Below are 18,530 nucleotides of genomic sequence, written 5' to 3' on the forward strand. Positions count from 1 at the left end.
GTTGGGCAGCGGCGCAATCTACCTTCGGGATAAACCGCGCCGCGTTGCGCTCATGCCATGCTAACCAACAATCCGGCCCTGCGCCATGCGCGCAGCGCGATCGCACATATGATCGATTACGTCAGGATCGTGGCTGACCAGCACCATGGTCAGGCCATCATTCTGTTTGAGATCGTTAAGCAGATTCAGGATCTCGGCCTGCACAGACATATCCAGCGCCGATGTCGGCTCATCCAGCAGCAGGATCTTAGGCTCCAGCAGCAGGGCGCGCACGATGGCCACGCGCTGACGCTGTCCGCCGGACAGCTGATGCGGGTAGCGATCCGCCAGCGCCGGATCCAGCCCGACATGGCGGAAGCCCGCGTTGATGCGATCGTCGATGTTGTCGCGTCGCAGCAGCTTAAGCGGTTCCGCCAGCGTGCGGCGCAGCCGGTGGCGCGGATGCAGCGAAGCGTAAGGATCCTGAAACACCATCTGCACATCGCGCCGCAGCTGGCCGGTAAAGGGTTTGCCCGGCTGCACGGCGGTATTCGCCAGCGTCATCTGGCCGCGCCAGTGCGGATTCAGTCCGGCCATCACCCACAGCAGCGACGATTTACCGCAGCCGGAAGGCCCCACCAGACCGAAACACTCGCCGGCCGCCACCTGCAGGTTCACATCGTGCACCACGGTGCGCAGTTCATAACCCTGTTTGTGCGAGACGCTCAGGTTGGCTAATTCAATCATGCATCTTCTCCAGCGCCGCGCGATCCAGCACCGGCAGGCGTTCGCCATGCGTCGCTTTACCCGGACGGCAGGCCCACAGCGTGCGGGTATAAGGATGGCTGGCGTCCGACAGCTGCGCCGCCGGCAGGGTGTCCAGCAGGCGGCCTTTATACATCACCATCACCCGCTGACAGTGCTCGGAGACCTGTTGCAGATCGTGACTGATCAGCAGCAGGCCCATGTTGCGCTGCTCCACCAGGCGACGAATCAGCGCCAGCACCTGATCGCGCATGGCGTGATCGAGCGCCGAGGTTGGCTCATCGGCAATCAGCAGATCGGGATCGGTAATCAGCGCGATCGCCAGCATCACGCGCTGGCCCATGCCGCCGGAGAGCTGATGCGGATAGCGCTTCATCAGCTGGCGCGGCTCGGGCAGGCCCACCGCGTCCAGCATCTCGCACACTTTCTCTTTGCGCTCGGCACGGCTCAGCTTGCGGTGCAGCACCAGCGGCTCTTCAACCTGCCAGCCAATGGTGCGCGTCGGGTTGAGCGCGTATTTCGGGTCCTGCATGACCATCGCCACTTTGCCGCCGCGCAGGCCGATCCAGTCGCGCTCGCGCAGATGCAGGGCGTCTGCGCCCGCCACCTGTAGCCGGTCAGCCTGCAGCTGCAGCGCGGGCGACAGCAGGCCCATCAGCGCACGCGCGGTCAGGGATTTGCCCGAGCCGGATTCACCGACCAGCGCCACGCGTTCGCGGCCAAGGGTAAAGCTGATGTTATCCACCAGCAGCGCGTCGTGGCTGCGAATCGTCAGCCCCTGCGCATCAATTAACAGATCATTTGGCATGGCGGGTATCCAGTCGGTCACGCAGGCCGTCGCCTGTCAGGTTAAACGCCAGGCTGGCGAACAGAATGGCTGCGCCGGGCGCTGCCGCCACCCACCATTGGTCGAAAATCACTTTACTGCCTTCTGCTACCATCGAGCCCCATTCGGCGGTTGGCGGCTGTACGCCCATGCCGAGGAAGCCCAGCCCGGCGGCAGAAAGAATAATTCCGCCGAGGCTCAGCGCGGCACGCACCACGGCGGTCGGCAGGCAGAGCGGCAGAATGTGGCCAAACATCAGGCGCAGGCCGGTAATACCCTGCATGCGCGCGGCGGCGAGGTAATCGCTGCGGCGCAATGCCAGGGTTTCCGCGCGAGCCTGCCGTGCAAACGGCGGCCAGCTGGTGAGCGCCAGCGCCAGCGCGCCGTTCATCAGGCCCGGACCCAGCATTGCCACCAGCGCCAGCGCAATCACCAGGTTGGGCAGCGACAGGAAAATATCGGTGATGCGCATCAGCACGCGTTCGGTCCAGCCGCCGACGTAGCCGGCAGTGATGCCGACTAACAGGCCAACCGGGATGGTCAGCACCAGAATCAGCGACACCAGCAGCAGCGTCGGACGTGCGCCGTAGATCACGCGCGACAATAAATCGCGGCCGAAGCCGTCGGTGCCGAACCAGTGCAGCGCCGACGGCGCCAGCAGACGCTGTTCAATCACCTGCGCGTTAGGATCAAACGGCGCCAGCAGCGGCGCCAGCAGCGCCATGGCCACCAGCACGATCACCAGCGTCAGGCCGATGGTCAGCGAGGTGATACGCGCCCGGCGCCGGCGCGGACGCACGGTTTCCAGTTCATGAAGTTGTTGAGTCATCGGGTTCTCGGATCGGTTAACCAGGTGAGGGCGTCGGCCACGGCATTGAGCAGGATAAAGCAGCTGCCAATCAGCAACGTAGCGCCGAGAATCGCCGGAACATCCGCGGAAAACAGCGCGTTGGTCATGTAGCGACCGACGCCCGGCCAGGCGAATACGGTTTCCGTCAGCACGGACCCTTCCAGCAGCGTGGCGTAGGAGAGGGCAATAACGGTGATCAGCGTGCCCAGCACGTTGGGGAAAATATGACGCAGCAGAATGCGCGCCCGGCCAGCGCCTTTCGCGCGCGCCAGCACCACATACTCTTTGCTGCTCTCTTCCAGCAGCGCCGCGCGCAGCAAACGCGTAATGCCTGCCATCGCCAGCAGGCCGAGAATCACCACCGGCAGCCACAGATGGGCAATCGCGTTGCGAAACATTTCCGCATCGCCGGAGAGCCAGCTATCAATCAGTACAAAGCCGGTCTTCGGTTCAAGGGTATAAATCCAGATATCATCCAGCTGGCCCGGACCGGCGGACCAGTGCAGCACGGCGTAAAACAGCAGCAGGCCCAGCAGGCCGAGCCAGAACACCGGCACCGAGTAGCCCAGCAGCGAGATAAAGCGCGCCACATTATCGATGACGCTGCCCGGTTTCCACGCCGCCAGCAGCGCGAGCGTCACGCCGAACACCGCAGCGAAAATCATCGAACAGGTCGCCAGCTCAAGCGTGGCGGGGAAGGTGCGCATCAGGTCGGCGCTGACTGGCTGATTGGTCAGGTGCGACAGGCCGAGATTGCCCTGCGCCAGATGGCTGATATAGCGCCAGAACTGTACCAGTACCGGCTGATCCAGCCCCAGGTCGTGACGCACCTGAGCATAGGTGGCTTCGCTGGCGTGATCGCCGGCGATTTGCTGCACCGGGTCGACTGGCGACAGGTGCGACAGCATGAAAGTAAACGCTAACAAACCCACCAGCGTCACCAGCAGCGACAGCAGACTGGTGACGAGGCGGCTGAAGCGCTGCCAGAGTGGCCGGGCGAACCCGGCCGATGACGCTGACGCTGCCATTACTTCGAAACCTGCGCGTAATACACCATGTCCGGGTTGATCCCCTGCACATAGCCCTGCAGATTGTCGCGCAGCGCAATCAGGTTACGCGCCTGCAGGCCAATCACATACGGCGAGTTCTTCAGCACTTCACGCTGCATCGCCTGATAAAGCGCAACGCGCTTATTGCTGTCGGCTTCGGCCGTCGCCGCCAGCGTCTGTTTGCTCAGCTCCGGAATGTGCCAGTCTGAACGGTAAGCAATGGTTTTGCTGCCATCTTCCGGGTTGTAAGCGAAAGACGCGGCGTTGGTGTTCGGGTCGAAGTAATCCGCGCCCCAGGCGTTGAGCGTAGCTTCATACTGATGCGCCTTCACGCGGGTGGAGACTTCAGAGCTTAAGCCCGGCTGCACTTCCACCTTCACGCCGCCTTTGGCGAAGCTGCCCTGCAGCGCCTGCGCGATATCAAGGTACGGCGGCTGATTGCTGGTGGAGAGCTTAAAGCTGACGTTGGTCAGGCCGGCCTTCTGCAGAATCGCTTTGGCTTTCTCCGGATCGTAGCTGTAAGGCGTGTCGTTCAGCGCACCGAGGAAACCCTTCGGCAGGAAGGTCTGGTGCACTTCAAACTGGCCCTTCAGCAGGTCATTGGCGATACCTTTATAGTCGAACAGGTAACGTGCCGCTTCCCACAGCGCCGGGTTCTTCAGTACCGGATTGGCACCGACGTTGAACTGAATGTAGTAGAGCGACGCCATCGGAATCGCTTCGGTCTTCACGCCGGCTTTGCCCTTCAGCGCAGCGATCTGGTCAGCACCGAGGTTACGCGCGATATCGACATCGCCCTGTTCCAGCAGCAGACGGCGCGCTGCCGGCTCCGGCACGTTTTTGATCAGAATGTTTTTCAGCTTCGGTGCACCGGCCGGTGAGGTCGGGTTGGCGCTGAGCAGTATCGCTTCATGCAGCACCACTTTGCGAATCTGGAACGGGCCGCTGCCGGCCGAGTGGGTGCCGAGCCACGCGTGGCCGAAATCACCGTTTTTGGCGTTGGCCTGCGCGGTTTTTTCATCAACGATCGAGGAGACCGGCGCGGACAGCAGGCTCAGCACATAGGCCGGGCTGACGTTGGCGCTCCAGCTAATCTGTACGTGGTCTTCATCGACCTTTTTCAGGAAGCTGTCGACGTTGTCTTTGTTCCAGCCGAGCTGGGTCAGAATAAAGGACGGATCGAGGTTGAGTTTCACCACGCGGCCCAGCGAGAAGATGACATCTTCCGGGCGCAGCGGGTTACCGCTGGCGAATTTCGCGTCTTTGCGCAGCGCAAACGTCAGGCTGCGGTTATCGCTGCCCGGCTGCCACGACGTCGCCAGCGTTGGCTTAAGATCGGTTGGATTGGCCGGATCGGACTGCACCAGGCGCTGATAAATGTTAGTGAACGCTTGCACCGTGGTCAGTTCAAAGCCCTGGGCCGGATCAAAGCTGTCCGCATCATCCGTAGACTGCGCAATCACCAGCGTATCTTTCGGCGTGGCGGCCTGCGCAGAGAAGGCGGCTACCAGCGACAGCGCCAGCAGTGAGGGAATAATTTTTTTCATGTTGTTTCCTTGCCTTAAAAAAGTAACGCGAGTTTACGAGAGCGCTACAGTGAAGAATAGTCAATTTATGGCTATGCATATGCCATAAGGTTCTAAGCGGTGCGCTTCAGTTATAAGCAAGAGGGCGTAACGCGATCGGATTATTCTGGCGCACCTTATATCCGCACGCATTATCAACCAAATCGCAACGAAAATTAAATCAACCTGAACCCCGGAATAATTAACTTTACTTCGCTTTTCGCCCTCCTATAATAGCCGCAACTTCACACAGGAGAATTCAGTTGGACAGTCACCCTTATCGATGGCAATACAAGGCAAGCTGACGCGCGAATTCTTTTGTCGCTGCTTGCCAACATGGCGGGCAGCAATCCTCACCTGTTTCTGATGATTGTTCCCTGATAATGACACCACAGCGGGCTGATGCCCGTGGGAATAGCATCATGCACATGATTTTAAACGCACTTTTCCCTCCGCCTCGATGCGCGCGCTGATCTTCAGCGTGCTGAGCTTCCCTGCGCGTTAAGCCGCTTCAGGCTGCTGCTGCGCGCAGCGTTATCCAGGATTATGTTATTTCACTCGTTATTCAGCGAGCGACTTTCTTCGCCCATTATTTCCGGGAGGTAATATGGAAATTCCCGACAGGTTATTTTTAATTTAATCCGGTCACGCCGTGACAATTAATGTTTTCGACTTGTGCGCCTGGCGCGCAGGGATCGTTATTGCCGTAAAAAATAAACGAGGAGTGTCATCATGACTGACATGAAACTCAACCAGGAAAAAAAAGCCTGGAACACCGTGCGTCCGGCACGTCAGAAAACCGCACGCTATCTGATTGAAGACGAAGCCGCTTTTACCGCCGACGAAACGCTGCTGCGCCTGCGCAGCGATGCGCTGGGGCTGGTCGAACGCGAAGCGGAAGCGCGGCTGCAGATTTATGGTCGCAATCAGGTGGAGCATGATAAAGCGCCACCGGCGCTGGTGCAGCTGATTCAGGCTTTCAATAATCCGTTCATCTATGTGCTGCTGGCGCTGGCGCTGGTGAGCTTTTTCACCGACTACTGGATGCCGCTGCGGCATGGCGAGGAGACCGATCTGACCGGTGTCATCATCATTGTGACGATGGTAACGCTCAGCGGTTTGCTGCGCTTCTGGCAGGAGTTTCGCACCAACAAAGCGGCACAGGCGCTGAAATCGATGGTGCGCACCACCGCCACCGTGCTGCGCCGGGAATCGGTACAGCAGGCGCCGCAGAAACAGGAAGTGGACATCTCCAGCCTGGTGCCTGGCGACATCATCTATCTCTCGGCGGGCGATCTGGTACCCGCCGATGTGCGGCTGCTCGACTCACGCGATCTGTTTATCAGCCAGGCGATTCTGACCGGCGAATCGCTGCCGGTGGAGAAATATGACGTCACCGGCCACGTGGCCAGCAAGCAGGCCAGCGCCAGCGACAAAGATGCGTCGCTGCTGGAACTGGGCAGCGTATGCCTGATGGGCACCAACGTCTCCAGCGGCAGCGCCAAAGCGGTGGTGGTAGCGACCGGCGGGGAAACTTACTTCGGCAGCCTGGCGAAATCGATTGTTGGTAACCGCACACAAACCGCTTTCGATCGCGGCGTGAACAGCGTCAGCTGGCTGCTGATTCGTTTCATGCTGGTGATGGTGCCGGTGGTGCTGCTGATTAACGGCCTGACCAAAGGCGACTGGCTGGATGCTTCGCTGTTCGCGCTGGCGGTGGCGGTGGGACTGACGCCGGAAATGCTGCCGATGATTGTCAGCTCGAATCTGGCCAAAGGGGCGATTGCCATGTCGCGCCGTAAAGTGATCGTCAAACGCCTGAACGCGATCCAGAACCTCGGCGCCATGGACATTCTGTGTACCGATAAAACCGGCACGCTGACGCAGGACAACATTATCCTCGAGCACCATCTCGACTGTGCCGGGGTAGAGAACTCGCGCGTTCTGATGCTGAGCTGGCTCAACAGCCATTACCAGAGCGGCACGCCTAACCTGATGGATCGCGCCATCCTGCGTTACGGCAAAGGACGCATCAGCGCGGACATGAGCGACTACTACAGCAAAGTGGATGAGCTGCCGTTTGATTTTGTGCGTCGGCGCGTTTCAGTGGTGGTGCGTGACCGCCGCCTCAACCAGCAGATGCTGATCTGTAAGGGCGCAGTCGAGGAGATGCTGAGCATTGCCAGCGCCGAACGCGAAGGCAAACTGATTCAGCCGCTCAATGAAACCCGTCGCGCGGAGCTGCTGGCGCTGGCGCATCAGTACAATCAGCAGGGCTTCCGCGTACTGCTGGTGGCCAGCCGCGCGCTGGCGGAGCCGGGCCTGCAACAGGCGCTCAGCGTCGCGGATGAGCAGGGGCTGACCATCGAAGGGCTGCTGACCTTCCTCGATCCGCCGAAGGAGAGTGCGGCGAAGGCGATTACCGCGCTGAACGAGAACGGCGTAACGGTCAAAGTGCTGACCGGCGATAATCCGGTAGTGACGGCGCGCATCTGTCAGCAGGTGGGCATCGACTGTGGCGAGATCCTCACCGGCGAGGCGATTGCCGCGATGAGCGATGAGCAGCTGGCGCAGGCCGCGGCGCGCAGCTCGGTGTTTGCCAAACTGACGCCGCTGCAGAAGTCACGCATTCTGCGTGCGCTGCAGCAGCAGGGCCATACGGTGGGTTTTCTCGGTGACGGCATCAATGATGCGCCGGCGCTGCGTGACGCCGATGTGGGGATCTCGGTCGACAGCGCGGCGGATATCGCCAAAGAGTCTTCAGACATCATCCTGCTGGAAAAGGATTTGATGGTGCTGGAAGAGGGCGTGATGAAGGGGCGCGAGACGTTCGGCAACATCATCAAGTACCTGAACATGACCGCCAGTTCGAACTTCGGTAATGTGTTCTCGGTGCTGGTGGCGAGCGCGTTCATTCCGTTCCTGCCGATGCTGGCGATTCACCTGCTGATTCAGAACCTGATGTACGATCTGTCACAGCTGGCGCTGCCGTGGGACAAAATGGATCGCGAGTTCCTGCGCAAACCACGCAAATGGGACGCGCGCAACATCAAACGCTTTATGCTGTGGATTGGGCCAACGTCGTCAATTTTTGACATCACCACCTTTGCGCTGATGTGGTACGTGTTCGCGGCGAATACCCCAGCGATGCAGTCGCTGTTCCAGTCCGGCTGGTTTGTGGAAGGGCTGCTGTCGCAGACGCTGGTGGTGCACATGCTGCGCACGCGCAAGATTCCGTTTATCCAGAGCCGCGCGGCGCTGCCGGTGCTGCTGACCACCGCCTGCGTAATGATTGCCGGCATTCTGCTGCCGTTCTCGCCGCTCGGCGCGATGGTCGGCCTGGTGCCGCTGCCATGGAGCTATTTCCCGTGGCTGCTGGCCACGCTGCTCGGTTACTGCCTGGTGGCGCAGGGCATGAAAACGCTGTATATCAAGCGCTTTGGCCAGTGGTTCTGAGTGCAGGAGGCGCGATGAAGCAACGCAACCTGGATAAAACGGTGTGCCACCTGCTGATAATTATGGTGGTCATCGTCGTGCTAACGTTAGTGTTCCGGTAAGGACAACAGGGCAGGATATCCTGCCCTTTTTCGTGGCACACCAACCAGCGAGAGACAGATGAGCCAACAACAGCGAGCATTGATTATTGGGGCGTCAAAAGGCATTGGCCTGGCCGTGGTGCAGCAACTACTGCAGGCGGGCTGGCAGGTGACCGCCACCTACCGTTCCACGGCGGTTTCGTTTCAGCATCCGCAATTGCGGTGGCTGGCGCTGGATATCACCGATGGCGCGCAGCGTGACGCGCTGGTCCGGCAGCTCGGCGACGCACCCTTTGATTGCATCCTGATTAACGCCGGGATTCTTGGTCCGCACGCGTCACAGCTGCGCGACGTGGACGATGCGCAGCTTAGCGAGCTGTTCTTTACCAATGCGGTGGCGCCGGTGCGCCTGGCGGAGAGCCTGCTGCCGCTGCTGCGCGATAAACAGAGCGTACTGGGCCTGACCACGTCGCGTCTCGCCAGCCTCAACGAGAACCGTGACGCGGCGATGCCGTTCTACTCAGCCAGCAAAGCGGCGCTGAATATGCTGAGTCGCGCGCTGGCGACGCAGATGCACCAGCAGGGCAGCACGCTGCTGTCACTGCATCCGGGCTGGGTAAAAACCGACATGGGCGGTGAGGGCGCGGATATCAGCGTCACCGAGAGTGCGCAGGGCATGGTCACGCAACTGCAGCAGTTTAGCGGACGTGGCGGCCATCATTACGTGGATTACCGCGGCCAGCTGCTGAACTGGTAATGCTTAGCCTGCTGGTTAGCGCCAGCAGGTTTTTTTCTTACTCATCCGGCGAATAGTACTGCACGCCGATTTCAATGCGTTCGCGACCACTTGCTACGCGGTGACGGTTGGTATCGCGCAGCGAATAGATGCAGCCGCAATACTCCTGCTGATAGAAGCGCTCGCGCTTGCTGATCTCAATCATGCGCGACGAACCGCCACCTTTACGCCAGTTAAACTCCCAGTACAGCATATCCGGATAGCGCGCCGCCGCGCGTACGCCGCAGTCGTTGATTTGCTGCATATTCTTCCAGCGCGAAATGCCGAGTGAACTGGTGATCACCGGGAAACCGTGTTCATGCGCGTACAGCGCGGTGCGTTCGAAGCGCATGTCGAAACACATGGTGCAGCGCACGCCGCGCTCCGGCTCCCACTCCATGCCACGCGCGCGCTCGAACCAGTTGTCTTTGTCGTAATCGGCATCAACAAAAGGCACGCCAAACTGCTCGGCAAAGCGGATGTTCTCCTCTTTGCGCAGCTCGTACTCTTTCAGCGGATGGATGTTCGGGTTGTAGAAGAAAATGGTGTAATCGATGCCGGAGGCCAGCATCGCCTCCATCACTTCTCCCGAGCAGGGAGCGCAGCAGGAGTGCAGCAGCACTTTATTGTGGCCATTCGGCAAGGGCAGCGGCTGGCGTTGAAATGTATCGGACATAAAGTTAATTAATGGTTAAGGGCGATGCGGCAAGTGTAGGGGCAAAGGCCGGCCGATGCAAAGCGTCGGTGGCGATTGAGGGAGGGGCCCGTGGTGCTGCGTGGTACCCGTTCACCGGGGATGCTTAGCGGCGCGATTGATCGCGTAATACATTGCGCCGCTTGCAGGGTCAATGACCCACCTTCGCGCATCACTGCGCAGTCATGCGCGAGGTCAGGTCTCGTCGTGAATGGTGGTCGACGTACCGTTTTGCTGCACCGAGCGGATGCCGTTTTCCGCCGCCTGTTTAGAGCTGTACATCTCGCTGGTGGCGATGGTTTCGCCGTTGCTGGCTTTAAGCACAAACCAGTATTTCTGCGACAATGCTGTATCACTTTTTCTCAGTACGTAATATCCCATGTGCTTTCTCCTTGTGCCGGCACCCGATGGCCGGTTCGCTTACTATTCGCGCAGTCTGCTTATTAATCAATCACTGATTAGGAATTTGCCCGAATCCAGGAGCGGGATCGCAGCGTTTTGTATTAATCCGGTTGCTGGCAGGCACAAAAAAGGCCGCATCGCGGCCTTTTGGGGTAATGAGTTCGTGTTTATCAAACGGGTAAAGCCGTGATTTTCATGAATCGGGTAAATGCTTTACTGCGGGAGACACCTTTCGGATCGCTGAAAAATGGCAGCTGGAATTTCGGTGAATCTTCCAGTGTCAGGCCCCAGATATAATCACCGATAAAACGAAACTGAAGTGAATGGTCACTGATATGCAATTGCTCAAATGTGCCGGAGTTATACTCATTGCCAATAGTGACAATTTCCTGAATGCCCTGAGAGGAATCAATCAGCACAATCGTTAGTGATTCCTCGTAGAGCACATCATCCGTGACAAACAGCACATAGCGGTTATCAGTAACTTTGACACCTGCTTCAAGGATTTTTCCGGGGATGATTATGCCGGTAGACCTACCGCTGAGTAATACCTCTGATTTCGCCTGTTCGCGGTCCGTTGCGTGTTGCACCTCAACCAAAGATACATCATTAACTTTTTGCATCAGCGCCAAATCCATCCCATTTGCCATGCCGCGAGAGCAGCTCCTGCGAATGAAATTTAACTAAGTTCGCTGCGGATTAATATGCTTATGATGTAAAAACGCCTGATGCAGTGCACCAGGCGTTTTTGACTCAAATGAATGCAGAGCAATCGCTGTCTACATCAGAAGAAATTACTCAGAGACTTTCTTCTTCAGATCGCTGGCACCTTCTTTGGTTTTGTTCCAGCCTTTCTGCGCGCCTTCTTTGGTGGCGTCCCAACCTTTTTCAGTACCTTCTTTGGTGCTGTTCCAGGCTTTCTGCGAGTTTTCGCTCGCTTTGCTGGTCAGGCTATCGCTTTTACCTTCGGCAGCATGTTTAGCTTTGAGCTGCTGCTCTTCACCCTGATGCTGCGCCTGATGCAGTTTCTCTTTCGCCGTATTGGCGCCCGCTTTGGCGTCAGCGACAGTTTCATCGGTTGCGTGTGTGGCGGCAAACGCCGTAGAAGTCAGAAGAATGGCGGATAACGCAATAATCGTCTTTTTCATAATATTATTCCCTCATTAAGCATCATAAGTGTTATGAGCGTAGTTAAGAGTGGCACAGAGCGCAACGCAGGGCATTAGGAATAAACTGTAAGTGAATCGTACCGTTTCTGTGGGCATTTCTGGCATAAGTGCGCAGCCGTGTGCCGTAGGAGCCATGCATGCGTAATGCTGGCGCAACGCAGAGGATAAGGAAACGATGAGTGCTAAGTGCCATAGTCGGCTAGAGAAAAGGCGGGGCAGCAGCGCAAGCCTAAAAGTCGTGCGATTTTTTGTGCAGGTACTGGAGTAAGACGTAAAAGACAGCTCGAATCTCGCCATAGCCGATCAGGCATGACTTTGATTGAGATTACCGAAGCCCTGAGCAGTGAGTTGATTTACTTTGGGGCTTCCAATTAAGCAGGCAAGATCATTATAATGTCTATATGAGTCAGGTCAGGGACGCTGGAATTATGAATGGAAAAACCCAAAAAAAGTTGAAAAAAATTGAATCAAAAATACGGGGTGATGATTTCAATAAGTCTGAGTTGCTCAGTTTTAGAGCTGGTTACAAAGAGATAAATTCGCTTTTTACAAAGCAAATCACCTCAGATATTAACCTGCGTTCAGTCATCGCGATATTATCCAATGATGTGTCTTCAGTTATCGTTATTTATCTCTATATGCTGATCTTTTTTACGGCGGCTTTTTGTTTTGTCGGTGAAACAGAAGGGGCTGGTTATTTTTTTAGTGCGATAGTTATTTCAGCCGTTGTGCATTTTATTTATACGGCCAGAAAAAATAAATTAGGTCTCTTCACCCAAATGAAGCTGGTAAATCTGTATATTAGAAGTTTTTTTTAAAAATCTTGCTTATATCCACCTAATGGGAATTCCATAACGCCTTTCCGAACAGTATCTGCCGCAAAAAAAAGCTTCATTGGTGTTTTTTTAGTGTTCCATTTCATAACATAGTCTTTTTCTACGGCCCTGAATAATGCACCTGTGCCGGGTTTTTCAAAAAGGCCCTTTTTGACTAACCTATTGTTGTTTTGCTGAAGTATTGGTGATCGTATTGCTGCATATACATTGAGAGAGAAATCAACCATACTATAAGCCAGATCTCCTGAATCTTTGTTAAAGCCAGAAAGTATAGCTGCTTTACGATATATTTTTCTGATAATACCTGCATGTGCTTGTTCATAAATCAGAGGGGATGCTGATTCAAAAACATTGTTTGCACCGTGAGCCATCAAGAGAATGCCTGCACCTTGAAATCTGCGGACATGAAATCGGGTACCAGCTAAAAGAAGGCTGCCACCGGCAACTGTCTGAGCTGTTCCGGACGCTATACCTAATGCTATTTTTCCATATTTAATGATCCCATGCTCTTCGAACACATCTGTAAGAATGTAGGTGACGTAGTTTTTCATTCTTAAAATCTGATATTCACGCTTCGTTAAATCAACTTCTTTTTTCAAATCATCCAGTATAACGCCTTGACGGAAGGGGTTGCGCTCTTCTCTGGCGAAGTCATTTTTGTATGCCCGGACGATTTGCTCAATATCGTACAGGTATTCTGTTCTGATAAGTCCATCACTGATAAAGAATGCCGCCGCGCGATTGGCAGTTACCAGCAATTCTGTACAGTTTTTATTGAACTCATCAACCATGCCATAGATTATGGATGTAGACATCCGCATTTCCCCTTATCAGAAGCAGGACTGTGAATTTTTTATGTCCCACCCCATGCGGGATTCTGCGGCTTTAATACCGGAGGCAGACTGCTCCCAATATTGAAACTTAACCTTGTCTGCCTGAAACTCATACTCGACATCAGTGGACATGCCCATATCCCGAAGTAGCACTTCGGAAATTATTACCCCTTCAAGTGTCACCCGATAGTACTCAACCTGTTCTCCTCCAGCCTTACAGGCACAAAGTTCTACCTTCCTGATTTTATTACCATTAGATGCATATAGCAGTGCTGGGGCAGTGGTTTTATCAACCTGGCAGTGCACAGTGAGATTATGGTAATTTGTTTTACCGGGCCCGACACCTTCACCATTTCTACGCACCCCCCATGAGTATGAGTTGGCATCCGTCCAGCCTTGGTGAGATGAATCCTGTGACTCTCCATTTATACCATCTATTTTTAGAAATATGCTATTCACCTAAACGTTCCCTGTATTGATAGACCTTAAAAATCGGACGCGGCTTCGCCAGCTTCCGACTCACCGAATGGTCTATGATTGTAGCGCACAACGATATAGGGAGTAAAAGCGAATTTTTGTTAGAATGTGGTGTGGTGAAGAAGTTAGTAGAGTATCTAAGAGGATATAGTTATCAAAGTACAAGGCTATATCGAAACTTCATCAGCCCTGTTATAGGTGGTACCTACTAAAAAAATCACTTTCTGAGATTTATATCTCCGCTTTCTTGCAATCGTCATGAACCGACTATAATAGATTGGCTACATGCCAAACTCTTAAGATAAACATAACTGTGCTAACTTAGTGTCGAAGCCCGAGGAACTTTACGTTTTATTTCTTATCGTGGCGACATGGATATGAACGACGAACTGGTTCGAATGATAAAATTTTAATTGCTGTGTATTAAAACCAATACTATCAACTGCTCGAAAGTACCTGAATGATGCGTGATGATTCAGTTAACTTTTCCGTTGCTAGTGGTCTATAACTGACCAGTTGACTCCGTCATCTGCCGGAATATATGTCCCGGCAGCGACAGACTCGAATAATTTATTGCCTTATCGGCTCACCGGACAGGGCCGAACGCTCGAGTGCGCGGGTTTCCCGAATATTCCGGGCTGGCGGTGAACCAAACAGCCGTGAATATTCACGGGTAAACTGCGTCACGCTCTCATATCCCACCGCATTAGCAGCAATACCGATGGCCGTCCCTTCCGTCAGCATCAGTCTCCGCGCTTCAAGCAGGCGCAGTTGTTTCTGGAATTGCAGCGGGGTGAGCGTGGTGACATGGCGGAAATGCGTGTGAAATACCGAGAGACTCATACCGGCGGCGTCAGCGAGGGTTTTCATGCGCAGCGGTTGCGCATAATTGGCCCGAATGATCGCGACTGCCCGTGCAATCCGCCGGGCATGGCTGTCAGTGCTGCCGAGGGCGCGCAGCGCGCTGCCGTGTCGTCCTGACAATAGCCAGTAATGCAACTCCCGCACCAACTGGCTGCCCAGCACGGCGAGCGCGCGCGGTCTGCTAAGCATGTTCAGCAGGCGCAAAGCGGCTTCTGCCACATCTTCTTCGATCTGATCAATGCTTACGGGCAAATCCGTGGCAGCCTCCAGCCCGACCATATTTGCCATCAGTTCACTAATTACCGCCGCATCCAGTTCCACGACCAGAGAATAATAAGGGGTGTCGGCACTGGCGCTGATAACCTGACTCACGGTTGGCACGTCCATGGTGATCAGCAGGGATTCTCCCGCGCCAAAATCAAAACGATCGCTGCCCATGGTCACGCGTTTGCTGCCTTGCAACACCATTGCGATTAGCGGTTTAGTGATAGCGAATTGCAACGCGGTAGGTGCGGTCTCGCGCAGAATGAACACCCCATCCACCGGCGTTGCAGCAACGCCCGCTCCGTTGTGGTATTCATCAGCGTAGCGTCTTGCCGCCTGCAGCAAGGACGCCATCCTCCCGGCAGATTGAAACTCGTTGTCCCCAGCAGGACGTTCCTCATACGAGTGATCACGCTTTTTCATATTATCAGGCAATTAATAAAAAATTTCAGATGAAGACATTCTAGTAAATACGGCATCAAATAAAAATATAAAAATAATCAGGCAATAATTAAAAATTATTGGGCAACCTTGTAATTCTGCCGATTGTTAGAATCACTCTCCCACTATTGAGGAGATATTTCATGACAACCCTTTCTCTTGTAACTGGCGCCAGCCGGGGTCTTGGCCGTAATACCGCACTGAGCATTGCCCGCCATGGTGGTGATGTCATCGTGACTTATCGTACGGGTAAAGAGGCGGCGGACGCCGTGGTGAATGAAATTCAGGCGCTTGGCCGTAAAGCAGTTGCGCTGCAACTGGATACCAGCAACGTATCGTCCTTCCCGGGTTTCGTCGCCGCCGTGCGCAATATCCTGAAAGGTGACTGGGGACGCGAAACGTTCGACCATCTGATCAACAACGCCGGGCATGGGGAAATGGCCGACTTTAGCGCAACCACGGAAGAGCAGTTTGACGCGTTATTTAACGTACACGTCAAAGGGGTGTTTTTTCTGACGCAGTCGCTGCTGCCGCTGCTGGTCGATGGCGGACGCATCGTCAACTTCTCCTCGGGGCTGACCCGCGTGTCGTTCCCGGGTTTCTCGGCCTACTCGGCTGCCAAGGGCGCCGTTGAAATACTCTCCGTGTATATGGCGAAAGAACTGGGCAGCCGCGGCATCACCGTGAATACCGTGGCTCCGGGAGCGATTGAGACCGATTTCCTGGGTGGCGCGGTGCGTGACATCCCTGATTACAACCAGGCGTTTGCGGGTATGACCGCGCTGGGTCGCGTGGGCCTGCCTGATGACATCGGTCCGATGATTGCCAGCCTGCTGGGACCGGACAACCGCTGGGTCACCGGTCAGCGCATTGAAGTTTCCGGTGGGCAGTCCATTTAGTTGCCCGATGATGGATTCCGCCCGGTGCGGAATCCATCCTGTTCCCCTGATGCAATGAGAGCTATTTGATGCCTAAAATGATCATTCATGCGCCAGCAGGTACCTTTGATGCGGCTGAGCGTCAACAGGTTGCCAGAGATCTGACGCAGTTAGGACTTAATTGCGAGGCGCTGCCAGACTCCCCTCTGGTTCGAAGTACGGTCTGGACCTACTTTGCCGAATACTCTTCTGACGACGTCTTTATGGGAGATGAACCCGCATGGTTGCCGGTTGTGTCCCTTCAGATATATGTCATCAAAGGTGGCCTGGATGAGGAAGCAAAGAAGAAGCTGATCGAGGGAGCAACCGCAATTCTGGACCGTCGTCCGTCAGGCACTTCTGTCGCGCCTGTCTATGTGGTGATACAGGAAATCGAAGAAGCCAACTGGGGCATATTTGGTCAGCAGGCCGATCTGGCAGCGCTTCGCGCCAGCGATGAAAACGCTGCGGCGATTTGAAGGAAATGTTTTTGATAGGGGGGCGGGAAAACTATCAGGGAATGGTGTGAAGATTACAGTGTTGCGGCTATTGAGTATGTCTGATGTTACTTACGCATGCTGAAGGAAAGATGTACATCAATATCAGATGTGATTACCTGAGCTAAGCTGGCTGAGTTGACAATCGGCAGAGCATAATAAGATAAGGAATAGAATGAAACAGGAATGGTAATTGTCCGGCCCTGGGTTTAAGATTTGCCCCGTATAAAGCGAAAGGAGAAGGTGATGGATACCACCGAACAGCTAAATGGAACGTACTTTTATGGTGGACTAACAAATCTCAGTGCGGGGGGAATTATTCTTCTGGATTATGGTAGACGTAACCGCAGAACATTTCACTGGCGCGAAGGATGTTCTGGCGGCAGCAGCAATTTATAGCGGTCAGAACACTATCACCGTCAGAGGCAAGCTGGGTAGTGCTACGCCCGGCACAAGTTATGCCTCAAAGTATTTAAGGAAACTGCTTAGGGATATTCGGCTCCCTTTCCGCTTACCTACCTGGATTCAAAATCCCGCAAATCCTTTTGAAGTTAAAAGAATAATGACATCAAAGCTTTCGACGTTTGTAGGGCGTGCTATTCCTGTGGTTGGCTGGGTGATCCTGGCGGGCGATGTGGCGCAAATAGGTTATCAGTCTATGGTACGTTACAATCGCATTGTTACAGAGGAAGATAAGATATGGTAAGGCAGGATATTGAACAGGCAGTTTATTCACTTCTGGCCGAGTACAATGGTAGAAGCCTTTTTACCTTTCGACGTTATTCTTTAAAGCATTCTACTGATTTGAATAAAGATTTTCGTATGGATCCTCTTGATGCCTATGAGCTACTTGAAAAGTATTCTGAAAGGTTTGGCATTGATCCGAAATCAATTAATTTTCAGCGATACTTTCCAGATGATTTTAGCGAACCGCACAAGCCATTTACTGTTCAGCTCCTGATCGATTCTGCGGAAGCCGGGCGATGGCTGGATGATTGATGCATCTCTAGGCGCTTAGTTGATATGAGCCTAGGATTGAAAATGCAGAATTGCCAACTGACTTAGCGGTGGGTTGAGGATTCGATTGAAAAGAGCTGAGCAGGCCAAGCTGAACTGATTGCGGTGAGTCGATGCGCAACTTGCGAATCGCTTCCATATGTGAAGCGCTGGCGTCTCTGTAGATACAAATATACTTTTCTGATCTTGCTAGTTTTCTTCATAACTACAATTAGCAGCTGGGCCAAAGCCGGGCCCAAAGTGAAGAAATCAGGAGTTCATAACAGTAGTTTTTTGACTAAATTTATCAAATTATGATTCATTGAAGTTGCATAATTGAAATCCTTTCATGATTTAAAGGCTATGAATGTCCCTAAATGTGTAAGTTATAGACGCTCATGCAGGCCGCTCCCTCCTCTAATGCAGTTAATATTTAATCCTAGTTTGTTTTTTTCACTGTTGATTCTTTCAGCAAAGTGTTCACTTCTAAGTTTTTCAACACGATCACGAAAAAAGCTAAAGTCATTTGGCTGATTGTCATGGCTTTTATCTGATTTGTAGCCAAGACCATAATTAATGAGTTGAGAAATTGCATGCGATTCGTCAAATTCGTTATTGATTTTATAATCGCAAAGATATTGGAAAAAATCCAAGAATTCCCTTGCAGATAACTCCAAAAGATAACGGTCATAAAACTGAAAGGAAGTAAGTATACAAACTTCATTTAAAATATCATTTTCATGCTCAGGAAAGTAAATCCACATATTATTTATGTTGTTTTTTATATCGATCATT

Annotated in this window: 19 protein-coding genes and 1 pseudogene; 7 read left to right on the forward strand and 13 right to left on the reverse strand. The window is 53.9% G+C overall.

Translation table 11 applies throughout. The annotated features are described in order from the left end of the window. Positions 1–60: 60 nt before the first annotated feature. The 5 genes from F3J36_RS08925 to F3J36_RS08945 are packed head-to-tail and all read right to left on the reverse strand — an operon-like array spanning position 61 to position 5,016. On the reverse strand, positions 61–726 hold the full coding sequence (locus tag F3J36_RS08925) for an ABC transporter ATP-binding protein (RefSeq protein WP_021506479.1): 666 nt from the start codon (positions 724–726) through the stop codon (positions 61–63). After that, the gene (locus F3J36_RS08930) at positions 719–1,552 is read right to left on the reverse strand and encodes an ABC transporter ATP-binding protein (RefSeq protein WP_088515750.1); all 834 of its coding nucleotides are present in this window, start codon (positions 1,550–1,552) and stop codon (positions 719–721) included. The genes F3J36_RS08925 and F3J36_RS08930 overlap by 8 nt, the downstream gene beginning before the upstream one ends. After that, positions 1,542–2,399, reverse strand: coding sequence for an ABC transporter permease (locus tag F3J36_RS08935; protein WP_031279350.1), 858 nt, complete (start codon positions 2,397–2,399; stop codon positions 1,542–1,544). The genes F3J36_RS08930 and F3J36_RS08935 overlap by 11 nt, the downstream gene beginning before the upstream one ends. Next, a complete protein-coding gene (locus F3J36_RS08940; protein WP_021506482.1) occupies positions 2,396–3,448 on the reverse strand; it encodes an ABC transporter permease in 1,053 nt (350 codons plus the stop codon). Before F3J36_RS08940 ends, F3J36_RS08935 begins: the two co-directional genes overlap by 4 nt. Next, positions 3,448–5,016, reverse strand: a complete 1,569-nt coding sequence (locus tag F3J36_RS08945) for an ABC transporter substrate-binding protein (protein WP_058776471.1) — start codon at positions 5,014–5,016, stop codon at positions 3,448–3,450. Before F3J36_RS08945 ends, F3J36_RS08940 begins: the two co-directional genes overlap by 1 nt. A 750-nt stretch (positions 5,017–5,766) precedes the next feature. Between F3J36_RS08945 and mgtA the strand changes: the two genes are divergently transcribed. Both mgtA and F3J36_RS08955 read left to right on the forward strand, forming a co-directional pair. Then, entirely contained in the window at positions 5,767–8,490 is a 2,724-nt protein-coding gene (mgtA, locus tag F3J36_RS08950; RefSeq protein ID WP_166719521.1) for a magnesium-translocating P-type ATPase, read from the forward strand. A 159-nt stretch (positions 8,491–8,649) separates the two neighbouring features. After that, on the forward strand, positions 8,650–9,327 hold the full coding sequence (locus tag F3J36_RS08955) for an SDR family oxidoreductase (protein WP_166719522.1): 678 nt from the start codon (positions 8,650–8,652) through the stop codon (positions 9,325–9,327). Positions 9,328–9,364: 37 nt separating this feature from the next. Here the strand turns inward: F3J36_RS08955 and F3J36_RS08960 are convergent, their stop codons facing one another. The 4 genes from F3J36_RS08960 to F3J36_RS08975 form a co-directional block, all read right to left on the reverse strand. Further along, positions 9,365–10,021, reverse strand: a complete 657-nt coding sequence (locus tag F3J36_RS08960; RefSeq protein ID WP_031279356.1) for an epoxyqueuosine reductase QueH — start codon at positions 10,019–10,021, stop codon at positions 9,365–9,367. A 213-nt stretch (positions 10,022–10,234) separates the two neighbouring features. Next, entirely contained in the window at positions 10,235–10,420 is a 186-nt protein-coding gene (locus F3J36_RS08965) for a YegP family protein (RefSeq protein ID WP_104094051.1), read from the reverse strand. A 191-nt stretch (positions 10,421–10,611) separates the two neighbouring features. After that, positions 10,612–11,091: a hypothetical protein gene (locus tag F3J36_RS08970; protein ID WP_247653164.1), complete on the reverse strand. Its 480-nt coding sequence runs from the start codon at positions 11,089–11,091 to the stop codon at positions 10,612–10,614. A gap of 144 nt (positions 11,092–11,235) precedes the next feature. Next, the gene (locus F3J36_RS08975) at positions 11,236–11,589 is read right to left on the reverse strand and encodes a hypothetical protein (RefSeq protein WP_021506488.1); all 354 of its coding nucleotides are present in this window, start codon (positions 11,587–11,589) and stop codon (positions 11,236–11,238) included. A 449-nt stretch (positions 11,590–12,038) separates the two neighbouring features. Between F3J36_RS08975 and F3J36_RS08980 the strand changes: the two genes are divergently transcribed. Further along, positions 12,039–12,428 carry a hypothetical protein gene (locus F3J36_RS08980; RefSeq protein WP_166719523.1) on the forward strand — a complete coding sequence of 130 codons (390 nt, stop codon included), beginning with the start codon at positions 12,039–12,041 and terminating at the stop codon, positions 12,426–12,428. Here the strand turns inward: F3J36_RS08980 and F3J36_RS08985 are convergent. The 3 genes from F3J36_RS08985 to F3J36_RS08995 form a co-directional block, all read right to left on the reverse strand. Continuing rightward, positions 12,425–13,261 carry a DUF4225 domain-containing protein gene (locus F3J36_RS08985; protein WP_166719524.1) on the reverse strand — a complete coding sequence of 279 codons (837 nt, stop codon included), beginning with the start codon at positions 13,259–13,261 and terminating at the stop codon, positions 12,425–12,427. The genes F3J36_RS08980 and F3J36_RS08985 overlap by 4 nt on opposite strands. 15 nt (positions 13,262–13,276) lie before the next feature. Beyond that, positions 13,277–13,738, reverse strand: coding sequence for a type VI secretion system tube protein Hcp (locus F3J36_RS08990; protein ID WP_166719525.1), 462 nt, complete (start codon positions 13,736–13,738; stop codon positions 13,277–13,279). Between the two features lie 588 nt (positions 13,739–14,326). Further along, on the reverse strand, positions 14,327–15,238 hold the full coding sequence (locus tag F3J36_RS08995) for an AraC family transcriptional regulator (RefSeq protein ID WP_166719735.1): 912 nt from the start codon (positions 15,236–15,238) through the stop codon (positions 14,327–14,329). A gap of 230 nt (positions 15,239–15,468) precedes the next feature. On the opposite strand from F3J36_RS08995, the gene F3J36_RS09000 reads away from it, so the two are divergent. The 4 genes and pseudogenes from F3J36_RS09000 (at position 15,469) to F3J36_RS09015 (ending at position 17,738) form a co-directional block, all read left to right on the forward strand. Then, a complete protein-coding gene (locus F3J36_RS09000; RefSeq protein WP_021506490.1) occupies positions 15,469–16,224 on the forward strand; it encodes an SDR family NAD(P)-dependent oxidoreductase in 756 nt (251 codons plus the stop codon). 68 nt (positions 16,225–16,292) lie between these two features. Next, a complete protein-coding gene (locus tag F3J36_RS09005) occupies positions 16,293–16,721 on the forward strand; it encodes a tautomerase family protein (protein ID WP_166719526.1) in 429 nt (142 codons plus the stop codon). Between the two features lie 264 nt (positions 16,722–16,985). Next, positions 16,986–17,445: pseudogene (locus tag F3J36_RS09010) on the forward strand (STM2901 family protein). Next, complete coding sequence (locus F3J36_RS09015; RefSeq protein ID WP_166719527.1) at positions 17,439–17,738, forward strand: DUF1493 family protein; 300 nt, start codon at positions 17,439–17,441, stop codon at positions 17,736–17,738. Before F3J36_RS09010 ends, F3J36_RS09015 begins: the two are co-directional and overlap by 7 nt. 383 nt (positions 17,739–18,121) lie before the next feature. Here the strand turns inward: F3J36_RS09015 and F3J36_RS09020 are convergent, their stop codons facing one another. After that, positions 18,122–18,529, reverse strand: a complete 408-nt coding sequence (locus F3J36_RS09020) for a hypothetical protein (RefSeq protein WP_166719528.1) — start codon at positions 18,527–18,529, stop codon at positions 18,122–18,124. Between the last annotated feature and the right edge of the window lies 1 nt (position 18,530).

Source organism: Pantoea sp. Cy-640, from assembly GCF_011752635.1.
In the GTDB taxonomy this organism is placed as follows: domain Bacteria; phylum Pseudomonadota; class Gammaproteobacteria; order Enterobacterales; family Enterobacteriaceae; genus Pantoea; species Pantoea dispersa.